The organism is Lentzea sp. NPDC037011, from assembly GCF_055607425.1.
Genome location: NZ_JBVJRT010000005.1, coordinates 133,498 through 155,390, shown reverse-complemented (window position 1 = coordinate 155,390; position 21,893 = coordinate 133,498). Strand labels below are relative to the sequence as shown.

The following is a 21,893-nucleotide window of genomic DNA, read 5'->3' as shown; positions in this document are numbered from 1 at the left end:
TGCCGGCGCAGACGCGCGAGGTGCTGGTCGCGGAGTTCGACGCCTTCAACCGGGCGTTGCACGACCTGTTCGCCGCCTCGTCCGACCCGTCCCTGTGACCGGGTGGGGACTCAGCCCTCGTTGGCCTGCGTCGGAGTCCAGTGCGACCACGACGCGTGGTGGACGGGCAGGCCGGCCTCGCGGAGGTGGCTCACCACGCGCGGGTCGTCGTCCACGACCATGACGACCGTGCGGCGGTGCCGGATCTCCTGGAGCCGTTCGAGCTTGACCACCTGAGCGGGCCGCCGGTCCCCCTCCCGCTGCATCAGCAGCGTGCCGGCCGGCAGCCCGTACTCGGCGAGCCAGCGCCGGGTGAGCTCCGCGATCCGGACGGGTCTGCCGGTGAGCCACACGATGTCGTGGTCCACCGCCAGCCTGTGGGCCAGCGCCGCGCCCTGCCGCAGCAGCCCGTCGCCTCCCGCCGCGTCGAAGAAGTTCGCCCACCTGACGGGCGAGTCCGAACTGAGCAGGTGAAGGCGGTGCTGGACGTCAGCGACGGTTCCGTCGATGTCCAGCACCGCGACCGGGCGACTCATGCGGTGGCCCCAATGTTCGCCGGAAGGATCTCCGCGAGGTTATCCCGGCGAGGGCACCGAAAACGGGCTCGGTGACGATCGATTTCGTCGAGTTGCGGACCGACGGCGCTACTTCGGCTCTTCGCCGACCAGTGTCTCCAGCGCGTCCAGCGCGTTGACCAGGGCCGAGACGTGTTCGGGCGTGAGCTGCTCGATGCGGCGTTGCAGCTCGCGCACGCGTGCGGAGCGCACACCGGACACCATCGTCTCGCCCTCGGGCGTGGGGGTGGCGAGCCAGGCGCGGCCGTCCTGCGGGTCGGGTTCGCGCTTCACGTACCCGGCCTCGACCAGCGCGGCGACGATGCGGGACAGCGTGGGCGGGGCCACGCCCTCCTTCGTCGCCAGGTCACCGAGGCGCATGGGGCCGCAGCGGGCGAGGGTCGCCAGCGCGGAGACCGCGCCGGGGCCGAGTCCGGGCGATCCGGTGCGGCGCAGCAACCGGGCCAGCCGGCCGATCGCCAGGTACAGGCGCGCGGTCGCGTCCTCGACCTCGGCGTCAATGGGGGCCGTCACGGCTAGTCGTCCTCCTCGACGGAAATCAGCAATGGTCAATCATCCCCCAACACGTGTGCACCCACGGTAGCGGCTGCGCGTTCACCACCGCGGCTTTATCGCGTGCGAAGGGAGACGACCTCGGGAACGGCCCCGTTCCCGAACGCCGAGGAGGAGAGGTACCGACTGCCTGGGGCCGTTCAGATTCCCGGTGACGAGGCCTGCGCCCAGAAGCGCTGCGGGATGCGACCGGCCAGCCGGGCGAGCCGGCCGCCCTCGACGGCACAGCGCATCGCGGCGCCCATCAGCTCCGGGTCACCGGCACGGGTGACGGCGGTGGCGAGGAGCACCGCCGAGCAGCCGAGCTCCATGGCCAGCGCGGCATCGGAGGCGGTGCCGATGCCCGCGTCCAGCACGACCGGAACGGTGGCGCGGGCGGTGATCAGCTCGATGTTGTGCGGGTTGCGGATGCCGAGGCCGGTGCCGATCGGCGAACCCAGCGGCATCACGGTCGCGCAGCCGATGTCCTGGAGCTTCAGCGCCAGCACCGGGTCGTCGTTGGTGTAGGGCAGCACGACGAAACCGTCGTTCACCAACCGTTCGGCGGCGTCGAGGAGCTCGACCGGGTCGGGCAGCAGGGTCTCCTCGTCGTGCACGACCTCCAGCTTGACCCAGTTCGTCTCCAGTGCCTCGCGGGCGAGCTGCGCGGTCAGCACGGCCTCGGCGGCGGTGCGGCAGCCGGCGGTGTTCGGCAGCACCTCGATGCCCAGGCGCCGCAACAGCTCCAGCACACCGGTCTGGCCGGCGGCGTCGACCCGGCGCATCGCCACGGTGGTCAGCTCGGTGCCGGACGCCACCAGGGCGCGTTCGAGCACGGACAGGTTCGCGGCACCGCCGGTGCCGGTGATGAGGCGGGAGCGGAACTCCTTGCCCGCGATGACGAGCGGGTCGTCCACGTCAGCCTCCCTGGACCGCGGTCAGCACCTCGACCACGCCGCCGTCCGGCACGATCGTCCTGTCCCACAACGCCTTGGGCACCACGGCACCGTCGAGCGCCACGGCCACGCCCGCGGCCGGCGCTCCCACCAGCGACACCACCGCGGCCACCGACGTGCCGTCGGACAGCTCGCGGAAGGTGCCGTTCACCTTCGCCTTCACGACGTTCCTCCTTCGAGCAACCGCAGCACTTCGCGTGCGGTGTGGGGGGCGAGCAGCAGGCCGTTGCGGTGGTGGCCGGTCGCGGCGATCACGCCGGGTTCGAGCCACCGCACGACCGGCACGTTGTCGGGGCTGCCCGCGCGGAACCCGACGGCGGTCTCGGTCAGCGCGTACTCGGCGAGGCCGGGCAGCACGACCTCCGCGTCGCGCAACAGGTCCCGCACGCCCGCCACGGTCACGTCGGTGTCGAAACCGGCCTCGTACTGGGTGGCGCCGACGACCACACCGTCGGTGCGCGGCACCAGGTACACGGCTCGGCCCTGCACGAGCGCGCGGATCGTGTGCCGGGGCGGTGGCAGCGCGCCGGGGCGGTGGGTGAGCCGCAGGATCTCGCCCTTGACCGGCCGGACCACGTCCCGCAGCGCCGGGTGCAGCCCCGCGCTCCACGCACCGGCCGCGATCACGCGGACCCGGCCGTCCACATCGGACCGCACCCCGGCCTCGGCGCACGCCTTCTCCAGCGCGGAGAGCAGCGCCCGGTTGTCGACGGCGAGGTCGCTCGTGTGCACCCCACCGCGCACGGCGGGGCCCAGCGACGGTTCGAACACGCGGATCTCGCGCGAGGTCAGCAGCTCCCCCGCGTGCCGCAGGTCGGTGAGGTCGCCGGGGGACGTGCCGACCGCCAGCGTGCCCGCGGTGAACAGCTCCACGCCGATCGACGCGGCGAACTCCGGCCACAGCGCGAGCGCCTCGACCCCCTGCGCCACCACGGCTTCCTCGCCCGGCCACGCCTCGGTGAGCGGTGCGAGCATGCCGCCCGCGACCCGCGAACCGGCGTGCGGGGAACCGCGGTCGGACACGGAGACCGAGTAGCCGGCCCGTGCCGCGAACAGCGCGACGGACAAGCCGATGACACCGCCGCCCACGACGGTCACTTCCACAGTGCTCAAGGCATTCACGCTCCCTGCGCCGGCATGACCCGGATCAGGTTCGACGGTCGGAGCGAACCACGCTCCCTCTCAGCCCGGTCTTCTCCAGGCTCCCGTGCGGACCGCCTTCAACATAACGGTTAACGTGCGTGCGTGCCAGGACTCGACGGAAACCTGATCAGGCAACGACTCGCCGACGCGACGCTCTACCTCTGCACCCCGGACCGGCCCGACCTGGCCGAGTTCGCGGACGCCGCCCTCTCCGGCGGTGTCGACGTCATCCAGCTGCGGGACAAGTCGCTGGAGGCCAGGCAGGAGCTCGCGGCGATCGAGGTGCTCGCCGAAGCCGCTGAACGCCACGGGAAGCTGCTGGCCGTCAACGACCGCGCGGACATCGCGCACGCCGTGGACGCCGACGTGCTGCACCTCGGCCAGGACGACCTGCCGGTGCCGCTGGCCCGCCGGATCATCGGCGACGGCCCGGTGATCGGCCGCTCCACGCACGACGTGGACCAGATGCGGGCGGCGGCCGGCGAGCCGGGCGTGGACTACTTCTGCACCGGTCCGTGCTGGCCGACGCCGACGAAGCCCGGTCGCCCGGCTCCGGGGCTGGACCTCGTCCGCGCCACCCGCTCGCAGCGGCCGTGGTTCGCGATCGGCGGCATCGACCTGGGGAACCTGCACGAGGTCATGGCCGCGGGTGCCACGCGGGTGGTCGTGGTCAGGGCCATCACCGACGCCGAGGACCCGCGCGCCGCCGCCAGGTCGTTCAAAATTGAACTTGATCGTTGAAATTTGAACAAAACGGCGTACGCTCGACGGCGTGAGCGCACCTGTGCTGTACCTGAGCCACGGGGCTCCCCCGCTGGCCGACGACGCCACGTGGACCAGAGAGCTGAGGGACTGGTCCGCCACGCTCCCGCGCCCGGAGGCCGTGCTCGTGGTCTCCGCGCACTGGGAGGAGGCACCGACGACGATCGGCGCCACCACGACCGTCCCGCTGGTCTACGACTTCTGGGGCTTCCCGCAGCGCTACTACGAGGTCACCTACGCGGCACCGGGCGCGCCGGAGCTGGCCGAGGACGTGCGCAAGCTGCTCGGCCACGTCGAGCAGGACGAGCGGCGCGGGCTGGACCACGGCGCCTACGTGCCGCTCAAGGAGATGTTCCCGGACGCGGACGTGCCCGTGCTGCAGCTGTCGATGCCGACGCTGGACCCGCGCGAACTGCACGCGATCGGCCGGAAGCTGGCGCCGTTGCGCGAGCAGAACGTGCTGATCGTCGGAAGCGGGTTCATGACGCACAACCTGAGCTGTGTGAACTTCCCGGCCGGACCGGACTACGCGCCGCCGTCGTGGTCGCGGGAGTTCGACGACTGGGCGCACCGGCAGCTCGCGAGCGGTGACGTGGACGCGTTGCTCGACTTCCAGGTGAAGGCACCCGCGGCCGGCATCGCGCACCCGCGGACCGAGCACTTCGCGCCGCTCTTCGTCGCGCTGGGCGCCGCGAGCGACGAGAAAGCCCGTACCAGCGTTGAAGGCTTCTGGTACGGGCTCTCGAAACGGTCTGTCCAGTTCAGCTAGCGAGCAGCTCCTAGCCGCGGGTCAGGGTCAGGCCCCAGCGCGACAGGATCGGGTTGACCGGCTGGAAGTAGGTCGTGCCGCCGGAGGTGCAGTTGCCGGAACCGCCGGAGGTCACGCCCTGGGCCTGACCGAAGCCGGAACCCGCCACCCACGAGCCACCGGAGTCACCGGGCTCCGCGCACGCGTTGGTGCGGGTGAGGCCGCGGACGGTGCCCTGCGGGTAGTTCACGGTCGAGTTGTAGGCCTGGACCGTGCCGCAGCGCCAGCCGGTCGTGGAGCCCGAACGGCAGATCTGCGCGCCGATGGCCGCCACCGTCGAGCCCTGCACCGTCACGTTGGTGCCGTTGTAGCGGTTCACCCACGGACGCGGGGTCCAGTTGGAGTTGGTGCGGACCCACGCCATGTCGTTGCCGGGGAAGACCGAGCCGGCGAACGAACCGGCCGCGACGCGGTTGTAGCCGGACACCGAGGTGCCGGTGGTGCCGCAGTGGCCGGCCGTCACGAAGCCGCCGGTCACCGAGAAGCCCAGGGAGCAGCGGCCGCCGCTGCCCATGTAGATGGCGTCGCCACCGCGCAGGTCGTACAGCGGGGTCGCGTTCTCGGTCACCTCCTCGACCGTGACGGTCGAGCCGACGGACTTCGCGGTCGCGATGAACTGCTCCGCCGCGGCGTCGCGCTTGGTCTTGTTGACCTCGACCACGACGCTGTTGGACTTCTCGTCGACGCGCCAGCTGGCGATCGACTGGGGAGCGCTCATCAGGTCGAGGACCGACTTGGTCCCGTTGAGCTGCGTGAGCGAGTTCTTCACGACCTTGGTGTCCGCGCCGGTCACGGAGAGTCCGGACTTGGTCACGGCAACGGTCAGCCTGCCGGTCGCCTGGTCGATCCACGCTCCGCCGAACGCGTCGCCCAGCGAGCTCTTCGCCTGCTCGGCGATCTCGCTCGACTTGAGGTCAGAGGCCAACCGGACGCGTGCCTGGTCAGCGTTCAGGCCCAAATCACGCTCGACCGCTTGGAGCAACTCGGCCGGGTAGCTCTCCGTATCGGAACCAGTTCCGCCAACCGGCGCGGCAGGCGCACCAAACGCCGGTACGCTGAGAGCAGTCACGACTCCGGTGGCGAGCAGAACGGCACCGGTTACACGGGCCGCACTCGTGCGGTTCATCAAGACGTCTCCCTCACTTTCGGGTGCAGGGGAACCCGAGAGATCGGTTGCAGGGACCTTCTCTCGGGGGCTCTAGGGGGACGGGTGGTGGGGCGGCGGCAGGGGTCGCCCCACCCCTCCCACTTCCTTCCGCGTGGCCTCTCGGCCGAGGGCACTGCGCTCCAGTGGTCCTTCCACGAGCCTCATCGCGCCCTCCTTCGGTCTCTTTCGGAGCTAAACTTTCGCCCGTTCGAGTGACGTTACGGGCCTGTTATCTATGACGCCCGAACCCGACTGTGGACGAAGTGTGTCACAGCTCACGACAGATCAACTGCGGTGCGTAGCAATTGACAGTTAACTATCGCTCAACGTAGTGACGTGATCACCGAATGGGGTCGCCCGTTGGAACAGGCGTCGAGCCGTCAGCGGGCGGTGGCGAGCCTGTCGTCGTGGTGGTCGGCGCAGTGGTCGTGGTGCTTTCGGCGGACGACCGTCCGGACGTGCCCGGAGGCGGTGAGACGGTGACCGTCTCGGTGGCCGGCGGCGGGTTGTTTTCGGTGCGGTTGACCGATTTCTGCGGTTCCGCGGACGTCGACGGCTCGACCTTCTGCTCCGCCGGACCGGTGCCGCCGGGTGTGCCGGAGACGAGCTGGACGCTCGTGACGGCGAGGACCGCGACGACGAACGCGAGCAGACCGCCGACGGCGACGACCTGCCAGCGCTTCTCGCGCTCCATGGACCGTTGGTAGAGCACCGCTCCCACGGTGGTGACGACACTCGCGAGGACCGCGCCGATGATCGTGCCGACCACGTTGAGGCGCAGGCTCAGCACGGCCGCGGTGACGGCGGCGAGCACGCTCGCGACGAGCTTGACGGGGGTGATCTTCTCCTTATCAGCCATGACACACGTGGGACGTTGGGCACAGTTCACCGGTTGTGCGCCGGTGACGTGCATCATCGACACATGCGCCTGGTGACCATCGAGGACATCCGCGCGGCCGCCGCCGCGATCGCCCCCCACGTCGTCCGCACCCCGTTGCTGGCCTTCGACTCCTCGCTGTGGATCAAGCCGGAGAACCTCCAGCCGATCGGCGCGTTCAAGCAGCGCGGCGCGGTGAACGCGTTGTCCCGCATACCTTCTGAGGAACGTGCGCGCGGTGTCGTGGCGTACTCCAGCGGTAACCACGCGCAAGCGGTCGCCTACGCGGCGAAGACGCTCGGCATGACGGCGGCGATCGTGGTGCCGGAGAACACGCCACAGCTCAAGATCGACGCGACGCGCGCGCACGGCGCCGAGGTGTTCGTCGTCGGCATCACCGAACGGGAGTCGCGCGCGGCGGAGCTGGTCGAGGAGCGCGGGGCCACGCTGATCCCGCCGTTCGACCACTTCGACGTGATCGCCGGGCAGGGCACGGTCGGCCTGGAGATCTGCGAGGACCTGCCGGACGTGGCGACGGTGCTGGTGCCGGTGAGCGGCGGCGGGCTGGTCTCCGGTGTCGCGGTGGCCGTGAAAGCGTTGTGCCCCAACGCCCGCGTGATCGGTGTCGAGCCGGAGCTGGCCGGTGACTCGGCCGCGTCGCTCAAGGCGGGCGAGCTGGTGCGGTGGGACGCGCACGACCGTGCCCGCACGTCGGCGGACGGCCTGCGCGCGGAGCCGTCGGAGCTGACGTGGGCGCACATCAAGGAGTACGTGGACGACATCGTCACGGTGTCCGAGGACGAGATCCGCGACGCCGTGCGGCAGATCGCGCGCCGCACCCGGACCGTGGCGGAGCCGTCCGGTGCCACCGTCGTCGCGGCCCACCTGAACCGGTCGCTGCCGGAGGGCAAGACCGTCGCGGTGGTGTCGGGCGGCAACGTCGAACCGGCCCTGCTCGCGTCGATCCTCGGATGATCGCGCTCCCAGACGTCCTGGCGGCGGCGGAGCGGATCGCACCGCACGTGGTGCGCACGCCCCTGCTGCCGTTCGGCCGGGGGTGGCTGAAACCGGAGTCGTTGCAGCCGATCGGCGCCTTCAAGCTGCGCGGTGCGCTCAACGCGCTGGCGCTGCTGGAGGACCGCTCGCGCGGCGTGGTGGCCTATTCCAGCGGCAACCACGCGCAGGCCGTCGCCTACGCCGCCCGGCTGCACGGGGTGCCCGCGGCGATCGTGATGCCGTCGAACACGCCCGAGGTGAAGGTCGCGGCGACGCGGGCGCTGGGCGCGGAGGTGTTCATCGTCGGGATCACCGAGCGGGTGCGGCGGGCGCGGGAGCTCGTCGCCGAACGCGGTGCGGTGCTGATCCCGCCGTTCGACCACCCCGACGTGATCGCCGGTCAGGGCACGATCGGGCTGGAGGTCCTCGCCGACCTGCCGTCGGTGGACACCGTGGTGGTGCCGATGTCCGGTGGCGGGCTGATCTCCGGTGTGGCGACGGTCGTGAAGGCGATCAAGCCGGACGTCCGGGTGGTCGGCGCTGAGCCGGCGCTCGCGGCGGACGTCGCGGACTCGTTCAGGGCCGGTGAGCTGGTGCGCTGGGACCCCGTGGCCCGTGCGGAGACGATCGCCGACGCGTTGCGCGACGAGCCGTCCGAACTCACCTGGGCGCACATCAGCCGGTACGTCGACGACGTGGTGACGGTGACCGAGGACGAGATCCTCGCGACGGTGGCGGACCTGGCCAGGCGGGCCAGGCTGGTCGCGGAGCCGAGCGGTGCGGTCGCCGTGGCCGCCCAGGCCAGGCTGGGCGGGGGCGGGGTCGCCGTCGTGTCCGGCGGCAACGTCGACCCCGCGCTACTGGCTCGCCTTCTCGCCACCTGAGCGGATGTGCGTCGGCGGTCCCTCGACGCCGCAGTGCAGGCAGTCGCCGGGGTGCGGGTTGTCCGGCTGCTCGTGGTCGGTGGCCAGCACCCGGTTGTCCACGCCGAGCGCGAGCAGGCCGCCGACGATGGCCGCCACCGCGCACAGCACGAGCGCCATCCGCCAGCCCGAGGTCATGACCGCGGGGTCCGCGTAGCCCTCGCCCGTGATGCCCACGGCGGCCGGCAGCACGGCCATCGCGAGCAGGCTGCCGGTGCGCGCCACGGCGTTGTTCACGCCCGACGCGACGCCCGCGTGGTGGTCGGGTGCCGAGGCCAGCACGGTCGCGGTGACCGGCGCGACCACGGCGGCCAGGCCGAGGCCGAACACCAGCACGCCGGGCAGCACGCCGGTGAGGTAGCCCGCACCGGGCTGGGCGCTGCGCAGCAGCAGCATGCCCAGGCCCACCACGACCGGTCCGGCGACGAGCTGCACGCGCGGGCCGAAGCGCTGGGCGATCTTGCCCGAGGTCGACGACGCCAGCAGCATGATGATCGTGATCGGCACGCTGGCCAGGCCCGACGCCGTCGGCGAGTAGCCCAGCGACACCTGCAGCTGGAGCACGAGCAGCACCATCACGCCACCCAGTGCCGCGTAGACCAGGAACGTCAGCAGGTTCGCGACCAGGAACGTGCGGTCGCGGAACAGCTCCGGCGGCACCAGCGGGTCGTGCGAGCGCGCCTGGACCACGCCGAACGCGATCATGGCCACCAGCCCGAGGGCCGCGACCGGGTAGGACTGCTCGACCAGGCCGCCGGTCAGCAGCGCGAGCCCCGCGGCTCCGACGACCGCGCTGAGGTAGTGGGGGTGCCCCGCCGTCTCGTCGCGCGACTCCGGCACCGACCGCAGCGCGAGGTACACGCACAGGGCCGCCACCGGCAGGTTGACCAGGAACGCGAGCCGCCACGACCAGGCCTGCACCAGCAGCCCGCCGACGAACGGGCCGATCGCCGTGGCCACGCCGGACAGGCCCGACCAGGCGCCGATCGCACGCGAGCGGTCCTCCCGGTTGAACGACGACTGCAGGATCGCGAGCGCGCCGGGCGTGAGCAGCGCCGCGCCCACGCCCTGCAGCACACGGGCCGCGACCAGCACCGGGACGCTCCAGGCGACGCCGCACAGCAGTGACGCCACGCCGAACCAGACGACGCCGGTCACGTAGACGCGGCGGCGGCCGAAGCGGTCGCCGAGCGAGCCGGCGACGAGGATCAGCGAGGCCAGCGCCAGCAGGTAGCCGTTGAGGATCCACTGCAGGTCGGTCACGGACGCGTCGAGCTCGGCGCCGATGCGGGGCAGGGCGACGTTGACGATCGTGCCGTCGAGCATCGCCATGCCGGAGCCGAGGATCGTCGTGGCCAGCACCGCGCGGGCGCGCGGCGTGCCCCAGGCGATCATGCCCCGCCGATCAAGACGGCCTGTTCAGCGTGGCCACGAACTTGTAGCGGTCGCCCCGGTAGACCGAGCGCACCCATTCGATCGGGTTGCCCTCGGTGTCGAACGAGTGCCGCGACAGCAGCAGCATCGGCAGGCCGATGTCCGCCCCGAGCAACTCTGCCTCTTCGGGCGAGGCGAGCGCCGTCTCGATCGTCTCCTCCGCGTGGCCCATCTCGACGCCGAACCGGTCGGACAGCACCTGGTACAGCGAGGCACCGGGCGCCAGGTAGCGGCGCAGGCCGCGGAACCGGCCCAGCGCGAGGTGGGTCGTCTCGATGGCCATCGGCTCGTTGTCGGCCAGGCGCAGCCGGTGCAGGCGCAGCACCTTGGCACCGGGGCGCACGCCCAGGTACCGGGCGAGCTCCGCCTCCGCCGGCATCTCCGAGGCCTCGATGAGCTTGGACGACGGCACGCGGCCCTGGGCGCGCATGTCCTCTGTGTACGAAGACAGCTGCAACCTCTGGGCGACCTTCGGTTCGGCCGCGAAGGTGCCCTTGCCCTGCACCCGGAGCAGCCGCCCCTCGACCGTCAGCTCGGCGAGCGCCTGGCGGACCGTGGTCCTGGAGACGTCGAACTCCGCGGCCAGCGACCGTTCCGTGGGGATGGGTGAACCGGGCGGCAGCGCCCTCAGCAGGTCGAGCAGGTGCCGCTTGAGACCCCAGTACTTGGGTTCGCGTTGCGCACGCGTCCTGGCGTCCACGCCTGATGCAGGCGTCGTCTCCAGCATGGCCTCCTCCTCGCACTCCATGTCACGCCCCACAAGGATGCCCTGTCCGGGTCCTCCCGCGCGTCCGAACCCCCGCCATTCGACTCAAAAAAGGTCCGAGGACTCCGCAACGCTTTGGCAACGCGCTTGACAGGAGGGGTGACGCGGCACACGCTGTTCCGCATTGGTCTACACCACTTGGGCGTTCCGGCCGAGGGGCCGGGCTTGCTGAAAGGGCGCGACTGTGAAGGGCTGGAGAGGACTCGCTGCTGGTGCCGCCGCACTGGCAGTGGCCGTGTCCGGATGTGGCACGAGCACGAACAGCGGTAGCGGCACGGAGTCCAAAGAGATCACCGTGTGGCTCATGGACGGCTCCGCGCCGGCAACTCTGACCGACGCCTTGAACAAGGAGTTCGAGAGCGCGAACGGCGTCAAGGTCAAGTACGAGGTCCAGAAGTGGACCGGCATCCAGGAGAAGCTGACCACGGCACTGGCCAGCAGCACGCCCCCGGACGTCATCGAGCTCGGCAACACCCAGACGGCGAGCTTCGCCGACCAGGGCACGCTGGCCGACCTCACCGCGGACGCGAAGCAGTTCAACGACGCCGAGTGGCTCGGCGGTCTCAAGGACTCGCTCACGATGAACGGCAAGCAGTACGGTGTGCCGTTCTACGCCGCGAACCGCACCGTCATCTACCGCACGGACCTGTTCCAGGCGGCCGGCATCGCGCAGCCGCCGACCTCGCGGGCCGAGTGGATCGACGCGATCACCAAGCTGAAGGCCGCGAACGCGGCCAACCCGGACTTCCAGGCCCTGTACCTGCCGGGTCAGTCCTGGTACTTCCTGCTCTCGCTCATCTGGGACGAGGGCGGCGACGTCGCCAAGCAGGACGGCGGCAAGTGGACGAGCACGCTCGACTCCGCGCAGGCCAAGGCGGGCTTCGAGGCCTACAAGGCGCTGTACGACGCCTCGGCCGTCAAGAAGGTCCCGGCTGACATCGACGAGGCGAAGCCCCAGCAGATGGAGGTCTTCGGCACGGGCAACGTCGGCATGATGGTCGGTCTCCCGTGGGAGCTCGCCGGTGCCGTCAAGGCCAAGCCGGAGCTGAAGGACAAGACCTCGGCGTTCCCGATCCCGTCGAAGAAGGCCGGCTCCGCCGCGCCCGTGTTCCTCGGCGGCTCGAACCTCGCGATCCCGGCGTCCAGCAAGAACGCGGACGCGGCGAAGAAGTACCTGGCGCTGCTGTCGTCCAAGAAGTACCAGGACATGCTCGCCGAGGGCGGTGCGGTCCCCGGTACCTCGAAGGACACCGCGAAGCTCGAGACCAACGCGATCGGCAAGGCCATGGCGGCCTCGTCCCCCAACGGCAAGGTCACCCCGGTGACGCCGAAGTGGGCGGCCGTCGAGGCGGGCCAGAACCCGCTGAAGGACGCGCTCACCGCGTACCTGACGGGTGCGAAGTCGCTCGACCAGGCGACGAAGGACGCGAGCGACGCCGTCACCAAGGCCATGGGATAGCCCAGCCGAGATGACGGCCGTCAAGACGACCGAAACGGCAGCGCCGGCCGGGAACATCCCGCCGGCGCTGCCGCCTGCCGTGACGGGTGGGGCGCGCGAGCGCCGCCACCGGGGCGGCGCCTTCGACCGGGCGCTGCCCTACCTGCTGCTGGCCCCCGCACTCCTCGCGATCCTCTGGCTGATCGGCTGGCCGGTCGTCTCGGTGTTCGTGACGAGCTTCCGCCAGCTCAACCTCGGTGAGCTGGTCCGCGGCGAGATCGTGTGGACCGGCCTCGACAACTACGCGACCGTGCTGCAGGACGAGCGCTTCTGGGAAGTCTCGCTGCGCACCGTCGTGTTCACCGTGTCCGTCGTCGTGACGTCGGTGGGCGCGGCCCTGGGCATCGCCCTGCTGATGCGCGTGCTGACGCCGTGGGTGCGGATCGCGCTGCAGATCGCGATGCTCTGCGCGTGGGCGATGCCGATCCTGGCGTCCACCACGGTCTACCAGTGGATGTTCGACCAGAACTACGGCATCCTGAACAAGACGCTGGTGCAGCTCGGGTTCGACTCGTTCGCCGGCTACTCGTGGTTCTCCTCCGGCTCGTCGACGCTGTCCGTCGTCGGCTTGCTGATCGTCTGGCAGGCGATCCCCTTCCTCGCCTTCTCCCTGTACGCCGGGCTCATCGGCATCCCGCGCGACCTCTACGAGGCGGCGGGCATCGACGGCGCCTCCCCGTGGCAGACGTTCCGCGCGGTGACGTGGCCGGAGATCAAGTCGCTGCTGATGATGGTGACGTTCCTGTCGACGCTGTGGGACTTCAAGGTCTTCGCCCAGATCTGGGTGTTCCGCGAGGGCGGTCCCAGCGGGCAGAGCACGACGCTGCCGGTGCTGCAGTACCTGGAGGGCATCGCGAAGAGCCACTTCGGCGTCGCGGCCGCGATCTCCGTGCTGATGATGGTCATCCTGGGCCTGATCACGTTCCAGTACCTGCGCAAGCTGCTGCAGACCGAGGAGGGGAAGATCTGATGCTCAAGAAGTCCGCGGCCAACGTCGTCGGCCTCGTGCTGGCCCTGTTCTTCCTCTTCCCGACGTACTGGATGATCACGACGGCGTTGAAGCCCAAGGGCTCGACGATCACATCGGACTACGACCTCGTCCCGCTCGCGGTGACGTTCACGAACTTCGTCACCGCGTGGACGAAGCCGGGGTTCCTGTCGTCGCTGGGCAACAGCCTCCTGGTGACGCTGACCGCGGTGCTCGCCGCGATCGTCGTCGGCATCACCGCGGCGGTCGCCATGTCGCGGTTCGCGTTCCGCGGCCGCAAGGGCTTCGTGCTGCTGATGCTGGTCGCGCAGATGGCGCCGTTCGAGGCGTTGCTGATCCCGATGTTCCTGATGATGCGGGACCTGCAGCTCTACGAACACCTGTCGTCGCTGGTCCTCGTGTACTTCGCGGTGACGCTGCCGTTCTGCGCGTGGACGTTGCGCGGGTTCGTCAACGGCATCCCGATCGAGCTCGAAGAAGCCGCCATGGTCGACGGCTGCGGTCGGTGGAAGGCGTTCCAGAAGGTGACGCTGCCGCTGCTCGGCCCCGGTCTCGTGGCGACCTCGGTGTTCGCGTTCATCACGGCGTGGAACGAGTTCCTGTTCGCCAAGGTGCTGATCCGCAGCCAGGACAGCGAGACGCTGCCCGTGTGGCTGTCCGGTTTCCAGACGGCGTTCGGCACCGACTGGGGTGGCGCGATGGCCGCCTCCGTGCTGTTCACGGTGCCCGCGCTGGTGTTCTTCCTCATCGTCCAGCGCAAGATGGTCGCCGGCGTCACCGCCGGTGCAGTGAAGGGATGACGCGTGGATCAGTTGGCCGCTGCCGTTCTGCTGCCCGGTTTTCACGGAACGACCGCCCCCGACTGGTTGGTGCGGCGGGTCGCTGACGGTCTCGGCGGGGTGGTCCTGTTCGGCCGCAACGTCGTCTCCGACGACCAGGTGACCTCGCTGTGCGCGCAGCTGCGCTCGGCGCGGCCGGACGTGGTGATCGGCATCGACGAGGAGGGCGGCGACGTCACCCGCCTCGACGCGGGCCACGGGTCCGAGGTGCCCGGCAACTACGCCCTGGGCGTGGCGGACGACCTCGACCTGACCCGGTCCGTGGCCGCCTCGATCGGCGCGCGGCTGGCCCGGTGCGGCATCTCGCTGAACCTGGCGCCGTCGGCGGACCTGGTGCTGACGCTCGACGACCCGATCATCGGCGTGCGGGCGTTCGGCTCGGACCCGGTGCTCGCCGCACGGCACGTCGCCGCGTGGGTGGAGGGCCTGCAGGCCGTCGGTGTCGCGGCGTGCGCCAAGCACTTCCCCGGTCACGGTGCGTCCACTGAGGACTCGCACGAGCAGCTCCCGGTGCTGCCGCGCACCGAGCAGCAGCTGCGCGAGGTCGAGCTGGTGCCGTTCCGCGCGGCGGTGAACGCGGGGGTGCGGTCGATCATGACCGGCCACCTCGTGATCCCCGAGTGGGGCAGCGCGCCGGTGACGTTGAACAAGCACGCGATCGACCTGCTGCGCCGCGAGCTCGGCTTCACCGGCGCGGTGATCACCGACGGCCTGGACATGAAGGCCGTCGGCGGCGACCTGGCGGTGGGTGCGGTGAAGGCACTGGCCGCGGGCGTCGACGCGCTGTGCCTGGGCGGCATCCCGCTCGACGACGCGGAGATCCAGTGGCTGATCGACTCGATCGTCGCCGCGGTGCGGTCCGGTGAGCTGTCGGAGGAGCGCCTGGCCCAGGCAGCGGCCCGGTCGCTGGCACTCGGCCTGCCGCCGTCGACCGTGGACGCGCACGACGCCGAGATCGGCCTCACGGCCGCTCGACGCGCTGTCTCGGTCCGCGGTCGCGTCGGTGTTGGTGCGGACCCGGTCGTCGTCGACCTGGTGGTGGACCCGTCGATCGCGGTCGGCGACGTCCCGTGGGGCCTCGGTCCGTACCTGAGCGAGGTCCTGCCGGGCACCGAGGTGATCGCGGCCCGCGACATCTCGGCCGAAGAAGTTGCGAGCGCCGCCGGCAAGCGCACGATCGTGGTGGTGACGCGCGACGCCCACCGCCACACCAGCGCTCGACAACTGGTAACTAACTTAACTAATCTGGGCCTGGACGTGGTGCACGTCGAAACCGGCGTGCCGGGTCCCGACCTGGGCAGCGTCGCCCGCATCGACACCCACGGCGGTTCTCGGGTGAGCCTCCGGGCCGCGGCCGAGCTGATCCTGAAAGGCACGACATGACCACGCCCCAGCCCGGCCAGCACATGGCCGCGGAGATCGCGGCCCAGCCGTCGATCTTCTCGTCCCTCTACGCGTCCCGGTCGTCAGTGGCTGAGGTGGCCGCCGTCATCCGGGAGCGCGCACCTCGTTTCGTGCTGTTCGCGGCGCGCGGTTCGAGCGACCACGCGGCCATCTACGCGAAGTACCTGACCGAGATCCTGCTGCAGCTGCCAGCGGGCCTGGTCTCCGCGTCCACCACGACCCTGTACGGCGCGGAGCCCGACCTGCGCGACGTGCTGCTGGTGACGGTGTCGCAGTCGGGCGGCTCCCCCGACCTGCTGGAGGTCACCGCCTCCGCACGCCGCCGCGGCGCCCTCACCGTGGCGGTGACGAACACCGCCACCTCCCCGCTGAACGCGGCCGCCGAGCTCTCGGTGGACGTCTCGGCCGGCGTCGAACACGCGGTGGCCGCCACCAAGACCTACTCGGCCACCCTGCTGGCCCTGTACCTGCTGATCGACGCCGTCCGCGGCGGCAACGGCGCGGCAGCGGCCCCCCTGGGCGACCTGGCCCAGGTGACGCTGGACGCCTCCACTCCGACCGTGGAGGAGGCGGTCCGCCGCTACCGCTTCGTCGACCGCGTGCTCACCACGGGCCGCGGCTACTCCTACGCCACGGCCCTGGAAGCCTCCCTGAAGCTGGCGGAGACCTCCTACCTGGCCGCCCGCGCCTACTCCGGCGCCGACCTCCTGCACGGCCCGGTGGCCGCCGTCGACGGCGAGACCGCCGTCCTCGCGATCACCTCGCTGGGCAAGGGCGGCGACTCACTGCGCGATGCCCTGGACGTGGTCCACCAGCGCGGCGCCGACGTGGTCGCCGTGGGCTCCGCCTCCGAGAAGGTCGGCGCGACCCTGTCGATCGCCATCCCGGAGACGGCCGAGGAGGTCGCACCGGTCCTGGAGATCCTGCCGGTGCAGCGCCTGGCCCACGGCCTGGCCCTGGCGCGCGGTGGTGACCCGGACAGCCCGCGGGGGCTGAACAAGGTGACGCGCACCCTCTAGGGGTTCTTCGTTCTGCTGGCTCGATCGGCCGTCCGGGGCTTTCGCTCCGGGCGGCCTTTTCGTGCTTGGGACCTGGTCGGCGCCACTCGAACGGGTGAAGCTTGTCCTGATCCACGCCTGGGCTCGTCTTGTAGGTGTCCGAAACACACCCGTTCCTGCGCCCGCAGGTATGGAAGCGCGCGGAGGGGGCGTTGCCCGTGGGTCGAGCCGGAGGTGAGGAGCGCCGGAGGTGAGAAGCGCCGGAGCTCCACGCCTCGAAACCGGCCCGGAAACGGCCAGGGGGACCGCCGCCTCAGCAGACGATCCCCCTCAGCCCCACGAACCCGGCCGCCACGAACCGGGCCTACTGCCCAGCGGTCGCGTACCCCACCGCCCCGACGGGAGCAACGGGCGCAACCGGCACCGCGGCGTCGAACACGACCTCCCCGTCGACCCACACCTTCCTGGGCCGCAGCTCGTCGTCCCACCACACGAGGTCGGCCACGGCCCCCGGCGCCAGCCGCCCGAGCCCGGACTCGCCGATCGCCTCGGCCGGCACGATCGTCGCCGAGGCCAGCGCGTCCGCCGCGGGTACGCCGACGGACACGATGTTGCGCACGGCGCGGTCCAGCGTCAGCGCCGAGCCCGCGATCGTGCCCTCGGGGGAGCGGGGCACGCCGTCCTCGGTGAGGAGGACGTCCGCGCCGCCGAGGTGGTAGCGGCCGGGGGGCATGCCCGCCGCGGCCACGGCGTCGGTCACCAGGGCCACCCGTGCGCCGGCCGCGTTGAACACGAGGCGGCACACGTCCGGGCCCACGTGGGCCAGGTCGGCGATCAGGCCCAGCGTGAAGCGGTCGTCGACCAGGGCGACGCCGGGTACGCCGGGTTCGCGGTGGCCGAGGGGGCGCTGGGCGTTGAACAGGTGCGTCACCATGCGGGCACCCGCGTCGGCGGCGGCGCGGGTCTGTTCGCCGGTGGCGTCGGAGTGGCCGACGGCCACGAGCACCCCGGCGTCGACCAGGCGGCGGATCGCCTCGAAGCCGCCGGGCTGTTCGGGTGCCAGGGTCACCATGCGCAGCGCCCTGCGCAGGGCGTCGTCGTTCAGGAGCGCGTCGATCTGGTCGGGACCAGGCTCGACCATGAACGACGGGTCGTGCACGCCCGCCCGTTTCGGTGACAGGAACGGCCCCTCGAGGTGCACGCCGAGGGGACGTGCGCCCACCCCGTCGGGCAGTGCGGCCGAGGCGGCCAGCACGGCGCGGGCCTGGCGGATGACCACGTCGACCGGTGCGGTGATCAACGTGGGCAGGAAGCGGGTCACACCCGTGGCTGGCAGTGCTGCTGCGACCGAGCGCATGCCGGCGGCGTCCACCTCGGCGAAGTCGACGCCGACGGCGCCGTTCACCTGGACGTCGACCAGACCCGGTGTGAGCAGGCCGTCGGATAGGACCTCCGCGCCGGGTGGAGCTTCACCGGTGGTCACCTCGACGATGCGGCCGTCCCTGATCCGCACCGAGGCAGGACCGACGATCGTGCGACCGAGCAAAGCGCGCGGTGCTGCGACAACGGCGTCCAAGATCCCTCCTTGAATGGTCCAGACCATTATGGCGACAACGGGGGTCCGCGTCACGTGTCGTTAGTAGATAACCATCCCACAAAACAGTGAGTGAATGAGCGTCATGTTTACCGGGACCCGTGTGGGTGATCGGAGGTGACGCATACTGGTGTCAGACATCCGAGGTCTACGACGAGTTGAGGGTGCTGTGGCAGTCACCGACGATGCGATCCTGCGCGTCAAGGAGATGATCGTGTCCGGCGAGCTGAAGCCGGGCGACCGTCTCCCGCGGGAGGCTGACCTGGCCGAACGCCTCGGTCTCTCGCGCAACTCGCTGCGCGAGGCCGTCAAGGCGCTGTCGCTCGTCCGGGTGCTCGACGTCCGCCAGGGCGACGGCACCTACGTCTCGTCGCTGCGCGCGGACGACCTGCTGGGCGCGCTCTCGTTCGTCCTCGACCTGCACCGCGGCGAAGATTCGGTGCTGGAGGTCCTCCAGGTCCGCCGCATCCTCGAACCCGCCGCGGCCGCGATGGCCGCCCAGCGCATCGACCCGGACGAGGTCGTGAAGCTGCGGACCCTGTGCGACGCCGCCGAGCAGGCGAAGTCCGTCGAGGAGCTGGTCGAGCACGACCTGGAGTTCCACCGCGCCATCGCCCAGTGCTCCGGCAACGCCTACCTCGCGCAACTCCTCGACACCCTCGCCGGTCCCACGGTCCGGGTGCGGATCTGGCGCGGCATCACCCAGTCGAACGCCGTGGACCGCACGGTCGCCGAGCACCGCGCGATCGTGGACGCGCTCGCGGCGCACCAGCCGGAGCTGGCGCGCAGCTGGTCGACGGTGCACGTGGCCGGCGTGGAGCAGTGGCTGTCAGACCTGGCGTAGCTGCTCCAGCACCACCCGCACCGCCGGTTGCCCGTCCGCCCGCTTGCGCACCACCGCCGACACCGTGCGGAACACCTGCTGCTTCAACGGCCGCAACGCCACCCCGGGCCGCCGCGCCACCGAGGGCACCAACGCCACCCCGAGACCGGCTTCGACCAACCCGCACATGACACCGAAGTCGTCGCAGTAGGCCTGTGCCCGCGGCACGAACCCGGCCGCACCGCAGGCCCGCTGGGTCAGCTCGTGGCACGACGCGTCGGTGCGCGGCATGATCCACGGGCGGTCCGCCAGCAGTGCGAGGTCCACAGAATCCTGCTGCACCAACGGGTCTGACAGCGGCAGGGCCACGTTCACCGGTTCCACGAACATCTCGTGGGACTCGCAGGACTCGGGCAGCGTGCGCGGCATGATGTTGTACGAGTGGATGACGGCGATGTCGACGTCGCCGCGCCGCAACGCGGGCAGTGACGACTCGGGTTCCATCTCGTGCACGAACAGGTCCACATCGGACCCGTGTGCCGAGCGCAGCAGCTGGATCACGCGTGGGAGCAACGCGGCCACCGACACGAACGCGCCGATGCGGACCACGCCGGAGACCGAGGTGCGCAGGGAGGCGAGGTCGGCTTCGGCCGCTGCCAGCTGGTCGAGGACGAGCTGGGTGTGCGCGGCGAGCACGTGGCCGGCGCGGGTCAGCGTCAGCCGGCGGCCCGCCCGTTCGACCAGGGCCACGCCGGCCTCGCGTTCCAGTGCGGCGAGCTGCTGGGAGACCGCGGGCGAGGTCACGTGCAGGGCCTCGGCGGCCGCGGTGACCGTGCCGTGGACCGACAGGGCGTGGAGCAATCTCAAGCGCCGTACGTCCAACACAAAGCTCAGCTTAACGTTCCGGGCAGAACTTCTAACTGGAACTTCGCGAAAACTAGAGCCACGCTGGAGGCATGTTCGGACGAGTGCTGGTAGCGATGGTCACCCCGTTCACCCCTGACGGTGACCTGGACCTCGGGGGTGCGCAGGAGCTGGCGGCGCACCTCGTCGACAGGGGTGGTGCGGACGGGCTGGTCGTCAACGGGACGACCGGTGAGGCGCCGACCACCACCGACAGCGAGAAGGCGCGGGTCATCAGGGCCGTCAGCGAGGCGGTCGGTGACCGGACGCACGTCATCGCGGGTGTGGGGACCAACTCCACCCGCCACACCATTGAGCTCGCGCGGCAGGCTGAGGAGAACGGCGCGCACGGGCTGCTGGTCGTGACGCCCTACTACAGCAAGCCCACGCAGGAGGGCGTCGAGAACCACTTCCGGCGGGTGGCGGACGCGTCCGGGCTGCCGGCGCTGCTCTACGACATCCCCGGCCGCACGGCCACCGCGATCGACACCGAGACGCTGCTGCGGCTGGCCGAGCACCCGCGGATCGTGGGCGTGAAGGACTGCAAGGTCGACCTGCTGGCGACCGCGAGGGTCATCGCCGAGACCGGGCTCGACTACTACTCGGGCAACGACGAGCTGATCCTGCCGCTGTACTCGATCGGTGGCGTCGGCACGGTCAGCACCGTCGGGCACGTCGTCGGCAACGAGATCAAGGCGATGCTCGACGCCTACGACGAGGGTGACAACAAGGAGGCGCTGCGCCGGCACCAGGCGCTGCTGCCGGTGATCACGGCGATCATGACGCGCGAGCCGGGTGCCGTGGCGGTCAAGGCGGCGCTCACCCTGCTCGGGCTGCCCGCGGGTCCGGTGCGGGAGCCGCTCGCCGAGGCCACGCCGCAGCTGGTCGACGAGCTGAAGGCGTTGTTCGCCTAGGGGGCGCGGACCCGGTCACGGCGTGGGCACCTCGGCACCGAGCAGGCCCGCGGACTTCAGCTCCTCCCACACCCCGGCCGGGATCGACGCCGAGAAGTACGCGCTGTTCGCGGTCATCTGCTCGGCCGTGCGCGCGCCGATCACGACCGACACGACGGCGGGGTGGCCGAGGGCGAACTGGATCGCCGCCTCGGGCAGCGTCACGCCGTGCCGCCCGCACACCTCGGCGATGGCGCGGGCGCGTGCCACGAGCTCCGGCGGCGCCTCCTCGTAGTTGTACCTGGCGTCCGCCGGCACGACCGGCTTCGACAGCAAGCCGGAGTTGAAGACACCGCACGCCACCACGGACACGCCGCGTTCAAGGCACAGCGGCAGGAACGTGGGCAGCGAGGGCTGTTCCAGCAGCGTGTACCGGCCGGCCAGCATCACCACGTCGATGTCGGTCTCGCGGACGAACCGCTCCGGCATCTCCCACTGGTTCATGCCGACGCCGATGGCACCCACGACCCCCTGCGACCGCAACGACTCCAGCGCCGGGTACGCCTCGCCGAACGCCGCGTCCCAGTGCTCGTCCGGGTCGTGGATGTAGACGATCTCCACCCGGTCGGTCCCCAAACGCTCCAAAGAGGACTCAAGAGACCGCAGGACACCGTCGGCCGAGTAGTCGCGAATCCGCCGGAAGTGGCGCGGCACCGCGAAACCCTCGTCGTCCATCCCGGTGCCGTCGAACGGTTCCAGCACCCGCCCGACCTTCGTGGAGAGCACGTACCCGTCACGCGGGCGGCCGGACAGCGCCACGCCGAGGCGGCGTTCGGACAGGCCGAGGCCGTAGTGCGGCGCTGTGTCGAAGTAGCGGACACCGGTCTGCCAGGCGGCTTCGACCGCGCCGAAGGCCTCAGCGTCGGACACCTCCCGGTAGAGGTTGCCGATCGGCGCGGCACCGAAGCCGAGACGGGAAACGGGCACCTTCACGGG

General features: G+C 70.9%; 23 protein-coding genes and 1 riboswitch. Of the genes, 11 read left to right on the top strand and 12 right to left on the bottom strand.

Annotated elements, in window-relative coordinates; translation table 11 throughout:
• Positions 1–110: 110 nt before the first annotated feature.
• The 5 genes from ACZ7CH_RS16180 to ACZ7CH_RS16160 all read right to left on the bottom strand — a co-directional run bounded on the left by ACZ7CH_RS16180 (position 111) and on the right by ACZ7CH_RS16160 (position 3,205).
• Positions 111–575, bottom strand: coding sequence for a phosphatase domain-containing protein (locus ACZ7CH_RS16180; RefSeq protein ID WP_360385412.1), 465 nt, complete (start codon positions 573–575; stop codon positions 111–113).
• A gap of 108 nt (positions 576–683) precedes the next feature.
• Positions 684–1,127, bottom strand: a complete 444-nt coding sequence (locus ACZ7CH_RS16175) for a MarR family winged helix-turn-helix transcriptional regulator (RefSeq protein WP_231114466.1) — start codon at positions 1,125–1,127, stop codon at positions 684–686.
• A gap of 179 nt (positions 1,128–1,306) precedes the next feature.
• A complete protein-coding gene (gene thiG / locus ACZ7CH_RS16170) occupies positions 1,307–2,062 on the bottom strand; it encodes a thiazole synthase (protein WP_360385409.1) in 756 nt (251 codons plus the stop codon).
• Position 2,063: 1 nt separating this feature from the next.
• Positions 2,064–2,264, bottom strand: a complete 201-nt coding sequence (thiS, locus tag ACZ7CH_RS16165) for a sulfur carrier protein ThiS (protein WP_458429581.1) — start codon at positions 2,262–2,264, stop codon at positions 2,064–2,066.
• On the bottom strand, positions 2,261–3,205 hold the full coding sequence (locus tag ACZ7CH_RS16160) for an FAD-dependent oxidoreductase (protein WP_470374446.1): 945 nt from the start codon (positions 3,203–3,205) through the stop codon (positions 2,261–2,263). Before ACZ7CH_RS16160 ends, thiS begins: the two co-directional genes overlap by 4 nt.
• 3 nt (positions 3,206–3,208) lie before the next feature.
• Positions 3,209–3,320, bottom strand: a riboswitch (TPP riboswitch).
• 26 nt (positions 3,321–3,346) lie between these two features.
• On the opposite strand from ACZ7CH_RS16160, the gene thiE reads away from it, so the two are divergent.
• Both thiE and ACZ7CH_RS16150 read left to right on the top strand, forming a co-directional pair.
• Positions 3,347–3,985 (top strand): thiamine phosphate synthase, encoded by a 639-nt coding sequence (gene thiE, locus ACZ7CH_RS16155; RefSeq protein ID WP_458429583.1) that lies wholly within the window; start codon positions 3,347–3,349, stop codon positions 3,983–3,985.
• Between the two features lie 31 nt (positions 3,986–4,016).
• On the top strand, positions 4,017–4,775 hold the full coding sequence (locus tag ACZ7CH_RS16150; RefSeq protein WP_470374249.1) for a dioxygenase family protein: 759 nt from the start codon (positions 4,017–4,019) through the stop codon (positions 4,773–4,775).
• A 10-nt stretch (positions 4,776–4,785) separates the two neighbouring features.
• Here ACZ7CH_RS16150 and ACZ7CH_RS16145 read toward each other — a convergent pair whose 3' ends face one another.
• Together ACZ7CH_RS16145 and ACZ7CH_RS16140 are read right to left on the bottom strand one after the other, a co-directional pair.
• Entirely contained in the window at positions 4,786–5,739 is a 954-nt protein-coding gene (locus ACZ7CH_RS16145; protein WP_360385401.1) for a S1 family peptidase, read from the bottom strand.
• Between the two features lie 562 nt (positions 5,740–6,301).
• Positions 6,302–6,820, bottom strand: a complete 519-nt coding sequence (locus tag ACZ7CH_RS16140; RefSeq protein ID WP_458429585.1) for a hypothetical protein — start codon at positions 6,818–6,820, stop codon at positions 6,302–6,304.
• Positions 6,821–6,883: 63 nt separating this feature from the next.
• On the opposite strand from ACZ7CH_RS16140, the gene ACZ7CH_RS16135 reads away from it, so the two are divergent.
• Both ACZ7CH_RS16135 and ACZ7CH_RS16130 read left to right on the top strand, forming a co-directional pair.
• Complete coding sequence (locus ACZ7CH_RS16135; protein WP_360385397.1) at positions 6,884–7,813, top strand: threonine ammonia-lyase; 930 nt, start codon at positions 6,884–6,886, stop codon at positions 7,811–7,813.
• Positions 7,810–8,718: a threonine ammonia-lyase gene (locus ACZ7CH_RS16130; RefSeq protein WP_470374248.1), complete on the top strand. Its 909-nt coding sequence runs from the start codon at positions 7,810–7,812 to the stop codon at positions 8,716–8,718. The genes ACZ7CH_RS16135 and ACZ7CH_RS16130 overlap by 4 nt, the downstream gene beginning before the upstream one ends.
• Here ACZ7CH_RS16130 and ACZ7CH_RS16125 read toward each other — a convergent pair.
• Positions 8,692–10,152, bottom strand: a complete 1,461-nt coding sequence (locus ACZ7CH_RS16125; protein WP_470374247.1) for an MFS transporter — start codon at positions 10,150–10,152, stop codon at positions 8,692–8,694. The genes ACZ7CH_RS16130 and ACZ7CH_RS16125 overlap by 27 nt on opposite strands.
• Before the next feature lie 10 nt (positions 10,153–10,162).
• Positions 10,163–10,918: a GntR family transcriptional regulator gene (locus ACZ7CH_RS16120; RefSeq protein WP_360385391.1), complete on the bottom strand. Its 756-nt coding sequence runs from the start codon at positions 10,916–10,918 to the stop codon at positions 10,163–10,165.
• Positions 10,919–11,141: 223 nt separating this feature from the next.
• Between ACZ7CH_RS16120 and ACZ7CH_RS16115 the strand changes: the two genes are divergently transcribed.
• The 5 genes from ACZ7CH_RS16115 to ACZ7CH_RS16095 are packed head-to-tail and all read left to right on the top strand — an operon-like array spanning position 11,142 to position 16,705.
• Entirely contained in the window at positions 11,142–12,416 is a 1,275-nt protein-coding gene (locus tag ACZ7CH_RS16115; protein ID WP_360385389.1) for a sugar ABC transporter substrate-binding protein, read from the top strand.
• Positions 12,417–12,426: 10 nt separating this feature from the next.
• Complete coding sequence (locus tag ACZ7CH_RS16110; protein ID WP_470374246.1) at positions 12,427–13,425, top strand: carbohydrate ABC transporter permease; 999 nt, start codon at positions 12,427–12,429, stop codon at positions 13,423–13,425.
• Positions 13,425–14,243 (top strand): carbohydrate ABC transporter permease, encoded by an 819-nt coding sequence (locus ACZ7CH_RS16105; RefSeq protein ID WP_458434263.1) that lies wholly within the window; start codon positions 13,425–13,427, stop codon positions 14,241–14,243. Before ACZ7CH_RS16110 ends, ACZ7CH_RS16105 begins: the two co-directional genes overlap by 1 nt.
• Positions 14,244–14,246: 3 nt before the next feature.
• A complete protein-coding gene (locus tag ACZ7CH_RS16100; RefSeq protein ID WP_458429589.1) occupies positions 14,247–15,665 on the top strand; it encodes a glycoside hydrolase family 3 protein in 1,419 nt (472 codons plus the stop codon).
• Positions 15,662–16,705, top strand: a complete 1,044-nt coding sequence (locus tag ACZ7CH_RS16095) for an SIS domain-containing protein (RefSeq protein ID WP_458429590.1) — start codon at positions 15,662–15,664, stop codon at positions 16,703–16,705. Before ACZ7CH_RS16100 ends, ACZ7CH_RS16095 begins: the two co-directional genes overlap by 4 nt.
• Positions 16,706–17,048: 343 nt before the next feature.
• Here the strand turns inward: ACZ7CH_RS16095 and nagA are convergent, their stop codons facing one another.
• Positions 17,049–18,260 (bottom strand): N-acetylglucosamine-6-phosphate deacetylase, encoded by a 1,212-nt coding sequence (nagA, locus tag ACZ7CH_RS16090; protein WP_360385379.1) that lies wholly within the window; start codon positions 18,258–18,260, stop codon positions 17,049–17,051.
• A gap of 187 nt (positions 18,261–18,447) precedes the next feature.
• Here nagA and ACZ7CH_RS16085 point away from each other — a divergent pair, with 187 nt between their 5' ends.
• Positions 18,448–19,122 (top strand): FadR/GntR family transcriptional regulator, encoded by a 675-nt coding sequence (locus tag ACZ7CH_RS16085; protein ID WP_360385377.1) that lies wholly within the window; start codon positions 18,448–18,450, stop codon positions 19,120–19,122.
• Here ACZ7CH_RS16085 and ACZ7CH_RS16080 read toward each other — a convergent pair.
• Positions 19,108–19,968: a LysR family transcriptional regulator gene (locus tag ACZ7CH_RS16080; RefSeq protein ID WP_360385374.1), complete on the bottom strand. Its 861-nt coding sequence runs from the start codon at positions 19,966–19,968 to the stop codon at positions 19,108–19,110. The genes ACZ7CH_RS16085 and ACZ7CH_RS16080 overlap by 15 nt on opposite strands.
• 89 nt (positions 19,969–20,057) lie before the next feature.
• Here ACZ7CH_RS16080 and dapA point away from each other — a divergent pair, with 89 nt between their 5' ends.
• A complete protein-coding gene (gene dapA, locus ACZ7CH_RS16075; protein WP_470374245.1) occupies positions 20,058–20,918 on the top strand; it encodes a 4-hydroxy-tetrahydrodipicolinate synthase in 861 nt (286 codons plus the stop codon).
• 15 nt (positions 20,919–20,933) lie between these two features.
• On the opposite strand, the gene ACZ7CH_RS16070 is transcribed toward dapA, so the two are convergent.
• Complete coding sequence (locus ACZ7CH_RS16070) at positions 20,934–21,890, bottom strand: aldo/keto reductase (RefSeq protein ID WP_458429592.1); 957 nt, start codon at positions 21,888–21,890, stop codon at positions 20,934–20,936.
• Between the last annotated feature and the right edge of the window lie 3 nt (positions 21,891–21,893).

What these genes read in the sequence shown, in the direction of transcription:
- ACZ7CH_RS16110 (WP_470374246.1), top strand. Translation starts at nt 12,427, where the DNA reads ATGACGGCCGTCAAGACGACCGAAACGGCAGCGCCGGCCGGGAACATC.
- ACZ7CH_RS16105 (WP_458434263.1), top strand. Translation starts at nt 13,425, where the DNA reads ATGCTCAAGAAGTCCGCGGCCAACGTCGTCGGCCTCGTGCTGGCCCTG.
- ACZ7CH_RS16180 (WP_360385412.1), bottom strand. Translation starts at nt 575, where the DNA reads ATGAGTCGCCCGGTCGCGGTGCTGGACATCGACGGAACCGTCGCTGAC.
- ACZ7CH_RS16140 (WP_458429585.1), bottom strand. Translation starts at nt 6,820, where the DNA reads ATGGCTGATAAGGAGAAGATCACCCCCGTCAAGCTCGTCGCGAGCGTG.
- dapA (WP_470374245.1), top strand. Translation starts at nt 20,058, where the DNA reads ATGTTCGGACGAGTGCTGGTAGCGATGGTCACCCCGTTCACCCCTGAC.
- ACZ7CH_RS16135 (WP_360385397.1), top strand. Translation starts at nt 6,884, where the DNA reads ATGCGCCTGGTGACCATCGAGGACATCCGCGCGGCCGCCGCCGCGATC.
- ACZ7CH_RS16125 (WP_470374247.1), bottom strand. Translation starts at nt 10,152, where the DNA reads ATGATCGCCTGGGGCACGCCGCGCGCCCGCGCGGTGCTGGCCACGACG.
- ACZ7CH_RS16120 (WP_360385391.1), bottom strand. Translation starts at nt 10,918, where the DNA reads ATGCTGGAGACGACGCCTGCATCAGGCGTGGACGCCAGGACGCGTGCG.
- ACZ7CH_RS16095 (WP_458429590.1), top strand. Translation starts at nt 15,662, where the DNA reads ATGACCACGCCCCAGCCCGGCCAGCACATGGCCGCGGAGATCGCGGCC.
- ACZ7CH_RS16130 (WP_470374248.1), top strand. Translation starts at nt 7,810, where the DNA reads ATGATCGCGCTCCCAGACGTCCTGGCGGCGGCGGAGCGGATCGCACCG.